Annotated in this window: 10 protein-coding genes; 4 read left to right on the top strand and 6 right to left on the bottom strand. The window is 63.9% G+C overall.

The genetic code is table 11. The features are described from left to right. Positions 1–64 precede the first annotated feature (64 nt). On the top strand, positions 65–1,396 hold the full coding sequence (locus HMPREF2912_RS06680) for an HNH endonuclease signature motif containing protein (RefSeq protein ID WP_070683645.1): 1,332 nt from the start codon (positions 65–67) through the stop codon (positions 1,394–1,396). Between the two features lie 146 nt (positions 1,397–1,542). Here HMPREF2912_RS06680 and HMPREF2912_RS06675 read toward each other — a convergent pair whose 3' ends face one another. The 4 genes from HMPREF2912_RS06675 to HMPREF2912_RS06660 form a co-directional block, all read right to left on the bottom strand. Continuing rightward, positions 1,543–2,766: a pyridoxal phosphate-dependent aminotransferase gene (locus HMPREF2912_RS06675; protein ID WP_070683643.1), complete on the bottom strand. Its 1,224-nt coding sequence runs from the start codon at positions 2,764–2,766 to the stop codon at positions 1,543–1,545. A 10-nt stretch (positions 2,767–2,776) separates the two neighbouring features. After that, the gene (locus tag HMPREF2912_RS06670; protein ID WP_246816481.1) at positions 2,777–3,397 is read right to left on the bottom strand and encodes a DUF1707 SHOCT-like domain-containing protein; all 621 of its coding nucleotides are present in this window, start codon (positions 3,395–3,397) and stop codon (positions 2,777–2,779) included. A gap of 9 nt (positions 3,398–3,406) precedes the next feature. Continuing rightward, positions 3,407–4,627: a cation:proton antiporter gene (locus HMPREF2912_RS06665; RefSeq protein ID WP_070683641.1), complete on the bottom strand. Its 1,221-nt coding sequence runs from the start codon at positions 4,625–4,627 to the stop codon at positions 3,407–3,409. Positions 4,628–4,696: 69 nt separating this feature from the next. Then, positions 4,697–7,432 (bottom strand): (Fe-S)-binding protein, encoded by a 2,736-nt coding sequence (locus HMPREF2912_RS06660; RefSeq protein ID WP_070624233.1) that lies wholly within the window; start codon positions 7,430–7,432, stop codon positions 4,697–4,699. A gap of 114 nt (positions 7,433–7,546) precedes the next feature. Here HMPREF2912_RS06660 and HMPREF2912_RS06655 point away from each other — a divergent pair, with 114 nt between their 5' ends. Genes HMPREF2912_RS06655 through HMPREF2912_RS06645 form a run of 3 tightly spaced genes read left to right on the top strand, consistent with a single transcriptional unit; the run spans position 7,547 to position 9,027 of the window. Then, positions 7,547–8,119, top strand: coding sequence for a DUF6230 family protein (locus HMPREF2912_RS06655; RefSeq protein ID WP_070523701.1), 573 nt, complete (start codon positions 7,547–7,549; stop codon positions 8,117–8,119). Next, positions 8,109–8,468 carry a DUF6114 domain-containing protein gene (locus HMPREF2912_RS06650; RefSeq protein ID WP_070531987.1) on the top strand — a complete coding sequence of 120 codons (360 nt, stop codon included), beginning with the start codon at positions 8,109–8,111 and terminating at the stop codon, positions 8,466–8,468. The genes HMPREF2912_RS06655 and HMPREF2912_RS06650 overlap by 11 nt, the downstream gene beginning before the upstream one ends. Then, positions 8,461–9,027, top strand: a complete 567-nt coding sequence (locus HMPREF2912_RS06645) for a hypothetical protein (RefSeq protein ID WP_070683639.1) — start codon at positions 8,461–8,463, stop codon at positions 9,025–9,027. The genes HMPREF2912_RS06650 and HMPREF2912_RS06645 overlap by 8 nt, the downstream gene beginning before the upstream one ends. On the opposite strand, the gene HMPREF2912_RS06640 is transcribed toward HMPREF2912_RS06645, so the two are convergent. Together HMPREF2912_RS06640 and HMPREF2912_RS06635 are read right to left on the bottom strand one after the other, a co-directional pair. Next, the gene (locus HMPREF2912_RS06640; RefSeq protein WP_070683637.1) at positions 9,024–10,949 is read right to left on the bottom strand and encodes an ABC transporter ATP-binding protein; all 1,926 of its coding nucleotides are present in this window, start codon (positions 10,947–10,949) and stop codon (positions 9,024–9,026) included. The two genes, HMPREF2912_RS06645 and HMPREF2912_RS06640, sit on opposite strands and share 4 nt — an antisense overlap. Further along, positions 10,950–12,659 (bottom strand): ABC transporter ATP-binding protein, encoded by a 1,710-nt coding sequence (locus HMPREF2912_RS06635; RefSeq protein ID WP_070683634.1) that lies wholly within the window; start codon positions 12,657–12,659, stop codon positions 10,950–10,952. Positions 12,660–12,704 lie beyond the last annotated feature (45 nt).

Raw genomic sequence — 12,704 nt, 5'->3', positions numbered from 1 at the left:
AGTTATCCACAGGCTGGCGGCGGTGCCGTTGTGCGGTGCGGGTGGGGCGTTTAGCGTTGCTGGCATGAACCTCGTGGCCGGCGTTGCGGGGCTCAGCTTCGAGCAGCTCCGGGCGTGGGGTCCGGAGTCTGTGGCGCGTTCCTTGCTGGCGCTTTACGACGTCTACTTTGCCCCCACCTCCTTTAACCGCAAACAAGCGCGTGCCGTTTCGGCGGCGCGCGCTAATGGGCACGACCTGCCCACGCTGCTGCTCATTGAACGCTTCGCAGGACAGCTTAAGAAGCAGCGTGAGGCGTGGGATTTGCGCGTTGAGTTGTGCGGCATTGCTGGTGATGAAAAGGCCGTGGCCCGCTATGCGCGCAAGCGCATTCGTGAGCTCAACCCACCGCCCGCGCCGAAGCCGGGCGTGACAATTCGCCGCGGCAAGGAACTGTCGAAGCTCACGCTCACGGCCCCGGCCGCGCTCATCGAGGACCTGCGTCCCAACATCGACGAAGACGATCCCGTCGGCTCGTTTACGGCTGCGTTTCGAGAAGGCCGCCTCGCCCGCCCCGCACCCCAGACCCTCGCCGTCATGGAGCTTCCCGAGTACGCCACAATCTTGGGCCGCTTGGGCGACCCGTCCACCCCGCGCCCCGACTCCGCAGAATCGAATGCGCCTTCCTCGGCACCTCTTTCCTGCACAACAGCGTCTTCTGCAGCCACAACTCCTGCTTCCAGCCAGCCCGCCGACGCATCACCGTCTAATGATTCTGACGAGCCTGCCATTGGAGAGACATCCGGCCACGACACCACAGCGTCCGGTGAGCGCACAGCGCCGGACCTTGGGGATATCGTGATTCAGCTATCCAACGGTGCCAAGATCACGGGCAAAGAGCTCATCGAGCGGGAGCTCGCGGAAGAAGGCCTCGTCATGCTCGTCGACCGCGTCAAAGGCCCCGTCGAACTCCACCGCACCCAGCGCGTTGCTTCGGAGAAGCAGCGCATCATGGCCAGCGGCGAGCAACCCACCTGTGCCTGGGGCCGTTGCCTGTGCGGCGCCGACTATTGCCAGATACACCACATCCAAGAATGGAGACACGGCGGCGAAACGAATCCTGAAAACCTCACCCCGCTGTGCAAATACCACAACGCTATTAACGGACTGCCGGGTCGTGGCCGCATCGTGCGGGAAAACGGCAAGGTTAAGTGGGTGCCGGCTGCTCCCCGCGATCCGCGGGAACCGGTACATCCGCACCGCGCACCACGCGCCCAGCGGATTCACGAAAACCGTCAAGACACAGTAAGCACCGTTGCGGTGCCTAGCACAAGCCGTCGCGCCCAGACCGCAAAGCCGGCCGAACCACCGACATCCACACGTTCTGAGCCGGGAAGCCCCGCCCCGCCGGAGCGCTAACGCTTGAGGCAAAGGGGGGCGCATCCTGCGCGCACTCTTTTGTGCTGAGTGCGGCTCTTTGCGCCTGCCCGATCGCGCGAAGTCCCGTCCCGCTGGACCTGCGCGCCGTAGATACTGCACAACAAGGCAGGGATGTCGGTGGCGCGCTACTGGCGGTAGCTCACCAGGAAGTTGCCGAGCCGCTCGATCGCGTTCTCCAGCTGCGAAGCCCACGGCAGCGTGACCACGCGGAAGTGATCCGGCGTGGGCCAGTTAAAGCCGGTGCCCTGCACCATGAGGATTTTCTCGGCGCGCAGGATGTCGAGCATGAGCTTCGCGTCATCGTGAATCTCATACACCTCCGGGTCCAGGCGCGGGAAGCAATATAGCGCGCCCATCGGCTTCGTCACGGACACGCCTGGAATCTCGTTGAGCTTCTCGTATGCGACATTGCGCTGCTTGAGCAAGCGCCCGCCCTCACCGGTGAGCTCATAAATCGACTGCCGCCCACCAAGTGCGACCTGAATCGCGTGCTGCGCCGGTACATTCGGGCACAGGCGCGTGCCCGCCAGCAAATCCAGGCCCTCAATGAAACCGCGGGCATGGGACTTCGGGCCCGTCAGCACCATCCAGCCCGCGCGGTAGCCGGCCACGCGGTAGGCCTTCGACAGGCCATTAAACGTGATCGTCAGCAAGTCCGGCGCCAGCGAGGCAATCGAAATGTGCTTCGCGCCGTCATAAAGAATGCGATCATAAATCTCATCCGCCAGAATCAGCAGGTTATATTCGCGCGCTACGTCCACGATTTTCTGCAGCGTTTCACGCGAGTACACGGCACCCGTCGGGTTATTCGGATTAATGACCACAATGGCCTTGGTCTTCTCCGTTACTTTCGCGCGAATATCTTCAATGGAGGGATTCCAATCGTCCTCCTCATCGCACAAATAGTGCACAGGCGTGCCACCCGCCAGCGACGTCGCCGCCGTCCACAGGGGGTAGTCAGGGGCGGGGATGAGAACCTCATCGCCGTCGTCAAGCAGCGCCTGCGTCACCATCGAAATCAGCTCGGACACGCCGTTGCCCAAGTACACGTCATTGACGTCGAAGCTGGGGAAATCCTCCAGCTCATAGCGGGTTACAATCGCGCGCCGTGCCGGGATAATACCCTTCGACGTGGAGTAGCCCTGCGAGGTCGGCAGCGCCGCAATCATGTCGCGCATGATGACATCCGGCGCATCGAAACCAAACACCGCCGGGTTGCCGGTGTTGAGCTTCAGAATGCTGTGCCCGTCGAGCTCCATGCGCTCGGCCTCCGTGGAAACCTCGCCGCGAATATCGTAGGCAACGCCTTGTAGTTTGGTGGATTGATCAAAAATCCGGTTGTGTGTCATGCCGGATATGTTACTTCTGGTTCCACTGCTCCAGCTTGCGTTTGGCCAGATTCATCGCATCGCCGGTGATTTCGCTTGCTTGACGACGCCTCTCCGCCCACTGCGCCTGCTCCAACGCCCGCATCTGCGCGCGTTCCTCCGCGCCCGCGGCCTTGAGCTCGCGCATACGCTGGCGCTCGATCTGGCGCGGCGACGGGCGATGCCAGGATTCCGGGCCCACCTTGGCCACGTACAGCATGATCCACAGCGCAGGGATGAGGAAGAGCAAACCCGTTCCGGTCAGCGCGGCGGTGACGCCGGACAGGGCACCGAAAGATGCAATCGAACCGAACAACAACCCCAGCGTGCCCACCATGGCCGTGGCCAGTCGAGGCTTCTTCGTAGCCTGGTAGGCGCGCTCCATTTCACCTTGGGAGTAAATCTTGAGCTCCGTGCTGGCCTTGGTGGGGATATCCATGAAGACGGCCGCCAGCTCGCGGCGAGTCGTCGCCTCCATTATCGCGTCGGTGCGCTGTTCAAACTCGTCCATCGATAGACGGCCTTCACCCAAGGCTTGGGCGAGGTCATTGACGGCGTTGGTCCGTTCGGCGTCGGAAAGCCGCATGCTGAAAGGATTAGTCACAATAGCCATCCTAACAGTCTATTTAGCTTGCTCCTTTTCGCGCACGAGCCCGGAGAGGAACGGGAAGATAGCCACGGTGAGCGCGCCACCGGCGATGAAGATCGAGGCCATTTCTGTATCGACGATGCCCGAACTCACCGCAAGCGTCATCACCGCCACGATGATGGGCAGGCCGGTTGCCGCATAGAGCGCCACTTGGAGGCGCTCGCGGGTGGTTTCGACGTCGGAGCCCGTGTGGTGGATATTTTCGCGCAGGAACACTGGCAGGCCGCGGGTCACCAGGATAAGAAGCGGGATGCCGAGGACCTTGAGGGGCTCGTCCACGATGACCTTCCAGTCAATCGCCATGCCGGAAACCACGAAGAAGACCGGGATGAGCATGGAATAAAACACCACGTCGAGGCGGTTCTCCAAGCCCTTATGGAACTCATCGGGCACGATGCGGTTCAGGATGATGCCCGCTGCGAAGGCCCCCAGCACGATATCGAGCTCAAAGACGGCGGTGACCGCCATGAGGATGGCCAGAATCAAAATGATGAGGCGCATGATGGTCTGGTTCGTTGAACCCGCCCCAGAGATGAAGGCGTCCTTGAACCACGGCATGAGCGTCGTAATAGCAAAGGGCATGATGGCCACGGCGACCGCGATTGCGATGAAGGCCAGAAGAATCAACATCGTGGTCCACGTGGAGCGCGTTCCCAAAAGGAGCGCCATCGCGGTAATCGGCGCAACCTCACCGATGGCGCCGTGGATGACCACGGAATCGCCCACCCGCGTGCCAAGCAGCTTGTCCTGCTTGAGCATCGGCGTGATGGTGCCCAGTGCCGTCGACGTCAAAGCAATTGCCATGACGATGGCACCCGGGATGTCATCCATGAGGAAGTACGCGCCGACGCCACACACCACCATGCAGATGAGCCACGTGGACAGCCCCGTCGCGGCTTCCTTCGACTTCAGGCTGGCGAGGTCAATTTCAAAACCCGCAAGCAGGAACAGCGCGCCAACGCCAAGCTCCTTGAGCATCCCGATGCCGGGGTCTTCATGGGCCAGGCCCAACATCGATGGGCCGATGAGCATGCCGAAGAAAATGAGCAGCGCCACGGCCGGCATCTTCTTGCCCAAGGCATGAGACACCAACGGCGCCAACAGCGCCACCGCCATAATCCATGCGAAGGACACCAGCGAGTTGGTGTAGTTGGTCTCGCCCGAGGCGAGGACGTAGGTTACGTCAATTTGCATGGGGTAGAGCGTACCTGTGGGGTATCAGGCACGCCTACCCCGTGCGTTGGTGGTGTGGCCGACGTCGCACTAGTCGCCCTTGCTTGCCGACGTCCCCGGAGCCTTCGGCGCCGCTGGCGCGTCTGGCACAGATGGTGCCTTCGGTGCGGCTGGTGCGCTTGGCGCTGCTGGAGCAGCCGGCACACTGGGCGCAGCCGGCGCTGCGGGCGCCTGAGGTGCGCTGGGCGCGGCTGGAGCCTTTGGTGCCGCGGGTGCGCTGGGTGCCGCCGGTGGTGTCGGAGCGGACGGCGCTGCAGGAGTGCTGGGCGCAGTTGGAGGTTTCGGTGCCGAAGGAGCCGCCGGCGCATTAGGCGCTGCGGGTGCTTGCGGCGCGCTTGGCGCAGTCGGAGCTGCGGGTGCCTGAGGTGTGCTGGGGGCCGCCGGTGCTCCAGGGGCGGATGGAGCCGTTGGGGCAGCCGGTGGTGTCGGTGCGGACGGCGCGGCGGGTGCGCTGGGGGCAGCCGGAGCCGCCGGTGCAATCGGAGCGCCAGGGGAGGAAGGAACTGCTGGAGCAGTAGGCACGGTTGGCGCGGACGGAGCTTGGGGCGCAGTGGGTGCTGCAGGAGCGCTGGGGGCAGCCGGAGGCGTCGGCGCTGCAGGTGCCTGCGGCGCAGAGGGAGCGCTTGGTGCGGACGGCGCTGTGGTGGGGGCCTGCGGGGAGCTTGTCGGTGCAGATTGCGCAGCGGGTGCTTCCGGGGAAGGCGCGGTGGAGACCGGCAGGCGGCGAGGCGTGTCGAGGAAGGCCTTCTCGCGCGGGGCAGGGAGGTCGCCGGAGGGGGCGATGGCGCTGCGCAGCATGAGCGCCACATCGCTGACCTGAGTTTCCGGTGCGATGGACTTCACGCCGCCCGTGAGCATGACGTTGCAGAACGGGCAGCCCGTCGCGATCTGTTCCGCGCCCGTTGCCACGGCCTGCTCCGAGCGGAACTCGTTGATGCGCTTGCCTAGCTTTTCCTCCATGAACATGCGCGCGCCACCGGCGCCGCAGCAGAAGGCCTCGTCGCGGTTGTGGTCCATCTCCGCTAGCGACGCACCGGTCGCCTCCACGAGCTCACGCGGCGGGTCGAAGACCTTGTTGTGGCGGCCCAGGAAGCACGGGTCGTGGTAGGTCACCGGCTTGCGGTTCTCCGGGGAGCGCGGCACCGGCACAAGCAGCTTCTCCCGCACCAAACGGTTAAGCAGCTGCGTGTGGTGCAGCACGTCGAAGTGGCCGTCGAAGTCGGGGTACTCGTTGCGAATCGTGTTGAAGCAGTGCGGACACGTCGTGATGATTTTGCGCTGGCCTTTGGGGACGCCACGGAAGGCGTCGTTAAGCGTGGCGACGTTCTGCTCCGCCATCACCTGGAACAGGAACTCATTTCCGGCACGGCGCGCCGGGTCACCGGTACAGGTCTCGCCCGTAGCCAACACACCGAACTTCACGCCGGCGGTGTGCAGCATGTCCACCACGGCGCGCGTCGTGGCGCGGCCCTTGTCGTCATACGTGCCCGCGCAACCGACCCAGAACAGATACTCCAGGTCCGAAAAGTCTTCCGCGTCCTCACCAATAATCGGCACCTCGATGCCATCGGCGCGCGCCTCGTCGATCCACGCGCGGCGCTCCGAAGCATTGCGTCCCCACGGGTTGCCCTTCGTCTCCATGTTCTTAAACAACCCGGTCAGCTCCGACGGGAAGTCGGACTCCGCCAGCACCTTAAACCGGCGCAGGTCCGCCACGTGGTCGATGTGCTCGATGTCTACCGGGCACTGGTCCACGCACGCACCGCAGTTGGTGCAGGCCCACAGGACATCATCATCAATCGTGCCCGCCATCGCCAGCACGTTGAGCCCCTCGTGCGGGTTGTAGTTATCCAGCGCGCCCTGGCGCAGGTCCATCATGAGCTTCTTCGGGCTCAGCGGCTTCTCAGTGTTCCACGCGGGGCACAGGTCCTGGCAGCGGCCGCATTCGGTGCAGGAGGAGGCGTCGAGAAGCATCTTCCAGCTCCCCGGCTCGAGGTCCTCCAGGTCCGGCGTGGGCACAGCCCCCAGCGCTTTTTCACCCGTGGCGTTGCGCTGGAAGAAGATGTTGAAGAAGGCCATGAAACGGTGCCACATCACGCCCCACTGGAAATAGCGCGCGATGCATGCGATGAACACCAGGCCCGTCAGCAGCTTCACCAGGGCAAAGAATTGCACCGTGCTTGGCGACGCCTGTATAACCCCCGCCACACGCATGGTCAAGAAATCAGCCCACGGGGAGCCGCCGCCATAGGTGGCGATGGCGGAGGCCTTGACGGCGAGCATGCCGAGGCCCTCGAGGAGCACGATGGCCTCCACCAGGCGTGCGGGGAAGACCTGGGAGTTGTAGAAGCGGCTGCCGCGCTCGGTGTGGCCGAGTTTCAGGCGCACGCCAATGAGGAAGCAGATGCCCAGCACGGTGCCGATGGCGAGGACCTCTTCGATGAAGTGGTAGACCGGCCAGTCGCCCAGCCACGGCCAGCCTTTATCGGGCGCAAAGGTTTGGATATAGGCCTCGAACCACACGATGGCGCCGAAGAGGAAGCCCACCATGACGAGCCAGTGCGCGGCATTGACCAGCGGCCGGCCTTTGAAGTGGGTATGGCCGAAGACTTCGATAAGCACACGGCCGAGGCGCGCCAGGGGGCGGTCGGTACGGTTTAGCTGCGTGGGGCCGCCGGAGCGGATGAACCGAAACAGCGCCGTGAGGCGGTAGAAAAAGTACAGCCACACCGGGACCGATGCGGCGATGGCAACCCAGCCGAACATGCGCGCTCCTTTAATTGCTGCTGTGTGTGCCTCTTACCTTAAATCCTCGGCCCCGAAATCAGTGAGTCAGCATTCAGCTAGTGTTTTCGGAGGCCGAGAAATAAGCTGACGTGTATGGGAAGAATCAGTGCGCCGAAGGCGGCGGTGGGGCTCATCGCAGGATTTGCGGCTTTCGGCGTGACGGGGTTTGCGGTGGCGCAAGGCGGTCTGACGGCAAATCTGGCGCTATCGGGAACGTTCTTCAACGTCAACATGCGGCACTTGGAAGGCGAGGCTTTCTCGCTCTTCGTGGATAGTGACAAGAAGGGCGAGGAGGACGTGCCGACGGCCCGGTTGAAGATGGAGCACGCGGTGGCCTCGGATCTTTGCCTCTACGTCACGACGGACCTGCCGGCGGTGGGGGAGGCCACGCTGGCGCTGAAGGCGAAGGGCGATAACAGCGTGGAGGCCACCGACTTGTTGGTTGGTGCGTCGGACATCGAGGGTTCGTTGGTCATGGAGGATGCGAACGTGGGCATCGATGCGCGCCAGCTGTCCACCACCGCGGATCCCGGAACGTGGGGCCTGTATGCAAAGAAGGTTTCGCTGACTGCCGACGACGTCCGTGCCACCTCCATCGGCGCCAAGACGCTGTCAGCACAGAACGTGGGCGTATCCGTGGAACGGGGCCGCGGAAATGGCTGCTGATCGGTTTAAGGCGTGGCGCGGTGGGCGGCCCTTCATCCCGGGCTTGCTGCTCATACTTTCGGGAATCGTTATCGCCACGCCCGCGTATTTCACCGTGCACATCTCGGACCTGTTGGTCATGATTTCCACGGTGTCGGGCGTGTCCACGCTGCTTATCGGGGCGCTGTTGGTCATGTTCGGCTTAGGCGCGTGGTTCCGCCCGGCCACCTCGACGTACCTGGGAGTGCTCGGCATCATCGTGGCCGTGATTGCGCTGCCTACCTCTAACTTGGGAGGCTTCCTTATCGGCACGCTGCTCGGCATCATTGGCGGCGCGCTCACTCTGGCGTGGGAGCCTACCGATGTTTAAGCACCGTCCTTCGCGCTCACGGAGCGTGTTGTTCGTGGCCGCCATGGTCGCTGCGGCGAGCGCGACGGGCGTGAGCGCGCAGGTCGCCCCGGCGCAGCCCTACTTTTCCACCGTGAAGGCGGACGAGGTCACGCTAACGGGAAACGTGAAAGCCACGCTGGGCACGATGCCCACCCGCGACGGCGAGGTGCGCGTTATCGAGCTCACCGGCGATCGCCTTGCCGTGCGCAACCTGGCCATCACCTTGCCCGGCAACGCCGGCGATGGCCTGCTCACCACCGGCGGTTCAGTAACCACCGTGGAGCCCGCGCGCATCGTGGCGACCTCGCTGACCGCCACGCCCACCGTCGAGGGCGCGCGCACCGTGCCCGTCACGGCGGATCTCACCAGCGGCGATATCAATGCCGTCCTCGATCAGCTCGGAATTCCCCCTGCTCCGGACGCCGAGCTTCCCGACGCCTTCATGGAGCACCTTTCCTTAAGCGACGTCACCCTCGAGTTGGCGAACCTCACGGGTGACACGTTCTCGGCCCCGAGGATGTCCGTGACCGTCGACTAGTCCTCGCGGAACTGGGACTGGTGGAGGCGCCAGTAGGCGCCGTGGGCGTCGAGAAGCTCGGCGTGGGTGCCCTGTTCCACGATGCGTCCTTCCTCCATGACGATGATGATGTCGGCGTCACGAATCGTGGACAGGCGGTGCGCGATGATGAAGGAGGTGCGGTCAGCGCGCAGCGCGTTCATGGCGTCCTGAACAAGCACCTCGGTGCGGGTATCCACGGAGGAGGTCGCCTCATCGAGGATGAGGAGCGCCGGCTGCGCCAGGAAGGCGCGCGCGATGGTGATGAGCTGGCGCTCGCCGGAGGAAATCGCGCCATTGTCCTGATCGATGACGGTGTCATAGCCCTCAGGCAGCGCGTGGACGAAGCGGTCCACGTAGGTGGCCTTGGCGGCGGCGATGACCTCCTCGTCGGTCGCGTCGAGGCGGCCGTAGCGGATGTTGTCCATGATGGTGCCCTCGAAGACCACGGCGTCCTGCAGCACCATGCCCACCTGGGAGCGCAGCTCGTGGCGCGACATCTGCGCGGTGTCGACGCCATCGAGGCGGATGGTGCCGGAATCGATGTCGTAGAAGCGCATGATGAGGTTGACCAGCGTGGTCTTGCCAGCACCCGTGGGGCCCACGATGGCGGCGGTCTGGCCCGGCTCCACGCGGAGGGAAAGGTCCTGGATGAGCGGGGCATCGTAGCCGAAGTCCACGTCATCGAACTCGACGAGGCCCTTGGCGCGTCCACCCAGGCGGGAGGTGGTCTCCTCGGCGGGTTCTTCCTCCGCGTCGAGGAACTCGAAGACGCGCTCGGCCGAGGCCACGCCCGATTGCACCTGCTGCATCATTCCGCCGAGCTGGCCCAGCGGCTGGTTGAACTCGCGGGAGTACTGGATGAAGGCCTGGGCGCCACCCAGCGTGAGGTTGCCGGAGGCCACCTTCAACGCGCCGAGCACCGCGATGACCACGTAGGACAGGTAGGAGATGAACTGCATGATCGGCATCATCATGCCCGCCAGGAACTGCGCCAGCGAGGCGGAGCGGAAGAGCTCCTCGTTGCGCTTATCAAAGTCCTCCGTCATGGAATCGATGCGCCCGAAGACGGTCGCCAGGTCGTGGCCGGAGAAGGCTTCCTCGACCTGCCCGTTGAGGTCACCGGTGGCCTTCCACTGCGCCTTGAACTGCTTCTGCGCGCGCGAGCCGACGACCCCGATGACCACACCGGTCAGCGGCAGCGCCAGCAGCGCCACGAGGGCCAGCTGCCAGGACACGGTGAACATCATGACCGTGATGCCGATGACCATGAGCAGGTTATAGAACAGCTGCGAAATGGCCTGCTGCAGCGCCGTCTGGACGTTGTCGGCATCGTTGGTGGTGCGCGAAAGAAGGTCGCCGCGCGACTGCGTATCGAAGTAGTTCAGCGGAAGCCGGTTGATCTTCGCCTCGATGCGCTCGCGCAGATCGAAGACAACCTTCATCACCAGCGAGTTGAGCAGGTAGCCCTGCCACCACTGGAAGAGCGAGGACACCACGTACATCGCAATCACGATGCCGATGACCGTGCCCAGCTTGGAAAAATCAATGCCGAAGCCAGGGTTCAAGTCCATGGCGGAGGCCATGTCCGCGAACTTATCCTGCCCGCCCGCGCGCAGAGCGGCGATGGCCTGCTCCTTGGTCATACCGGCGGGCAGGTGGCGGGAAATGACGCCGGAGAAGATGACGTCGGTGGCCTTGCCCATAACCTTGGGCGCGGCCACGGCGAGGAACACGCACACGAGGTTCATCGCGGCAATCGCGACAAGCTGCGCCTTGAATGGCGCGAGCAGACCAAAGAGACGCTTGGCGGAGGGCCAAAAATTCTTGGCCTTGCGCGGCGCGTTTTCGCCGGTCTTCTGCTCGATCTCGGCTTCTAACGTCGCGTTGTCTTGCTCAGTCATTTATGCCACCTCCTGGGATTCCACAATTTCGCGGTACGTCGTCGAGCTTTCCAGCAGCTCCTCGTGCGTGCCGCGGGCCACGACGCGCCCGGCGTCCATGACCAGAATCTGATCCGCATCCACGATCGAGCTCACGCGCTGCGCCACGATGATGGTCGTCGCCTTCGCGGTGTATTCCCGCATGGCGTCGCGTACCGCGGCATCCGTGAGCACGTCGAGCGCGGAGAAGGAATCATCAAAGAGGTACACCAGCGGCCGCGCCACCAGCATGCGTGCGATGGACAGGCGCTGGCGCTGGCCGCCGGAAACGTTGGTGCCGCCCTGGGAGATGTGCATGTCGAGGTCCTCGACGAAGTTTGCCTGGGCCACGCGCAGCGCTTCCCACAGCTCCTCGTCGGTGGCGTCCGGGGCGCCGAGGCGCAGGTTGGAGGCCACGGAACCGCTAAACAGGTACGGCTTCTGAGGCACGAGGCCCACACGCTTGACGACGTCCCCTCGTGCCATATCGGCGATATTGGTGCCGTCGAGAAGCACGCGCCCCTTCGTCGGGAGGTAGAGGCGCGGGATCAGGGAGAGTGCGGTGGTTTTGCCGGAACCGGTCGCGCCGATGAGAGCGGTGGTGGTGCCGGGGGTGGCGGTGAAGGAGACGTCGTGAAGCACGGGCGCTTCGGCGCCGGCGTACTGGAAGGTGACGTTGTCGAACTCGACCACGCCCTCGGAGCGCTCCGGGGTGAGCGGGGTAGCGGGCTCGACGATGGAAGGATCGTGCTCGAGGACGTCGGTGATGCGGCGTGCGCAAATGACGGCGCGGGGCAGCATCATGGCCATGAAGGTGCCCATCATGACGGCAGCGAGGATCTGCAGCAGGTACTGCAGGAAGGCGGTCAGGGAGCCGACTTCCACGAGGCCATCGTCGACGCGGTGGCCGCCGAACCACAGAACCGCGCCCGTGGCCACGTTCAGGATGACGGTGATGATGGGGAACATGAGGACGAACAGCTGGCCCACCTTGAGCGAGAGGTTGGTGATGTCGCGGTTGGCGGTGCGGAAACGCTTGGCCTCGTGCTCCTCGCGGGTGAAGGCGCGGACGACGCGGATACCGGCGATTTGCTCGCGCAGCGTGCCGTTCATGACGTCGAGCTTTTCCTGCCACGAGCGGAAGAGCGGCATGAGGCGCACGATGATGACGGAGATGGCGGCCAGCAGCACGATGACGGACACCGCGACGAGCCAGGACATTCCGGCGTCTTCGCGGATGGCCATGATGATGCCGCCGATGGACATAATGGGGGCGGCAACCATGAAGTTGAGCATCATCATGTAGACCATCTGGACCTGCTGGACATCGTTGGTGCCGCGGGTAATGAGGGTGGCGGTGCCGAAATTGCTCATGTCTTCGGCGGAGTAGCGGGTGACGCGGCGGAAGACTTCGGAGCGCAGGTCACGGCCGAGGCCCATCGCGGTGCGGGAGCCGAACCAGATAGCGGCGATGGCGGCGCTGACCTGGATGAAGGCCACGATGAGCATGATGCCGCCGGTGTGCCAGATGTAGTCGATGTCTACTTGGGCAACGCCCTTGTCGATGATCTTCGCGTTGAGCGAAGGAAGGTAAAGCGTTGCTGCGGTGGACAGTGCTTGGAGAAGCAGCACCGCGATGACGTAGCCGGTATACGGCTTCGAGCGGGATATGAGGATACGTAGGAGTTCCATAGACCAACGTTTCATGTGAGCGGCCTGGAAAGGCCAAAGGTCAAT

This window comes from Corynebacterium sp. HMSC056E09, from assembly GCF_001813425.1.
GTDB lineage: Bacteria > Actinomycetota > Actinomycetes > Mycobacteriales > Mycobacteriaceae > Corynebacterium > Corynebacterium hesseae.
Note: the sequence above shows the minus strand (reverse complement) of the source record. Positions and strands in the feature narration are given on the sequence as shown.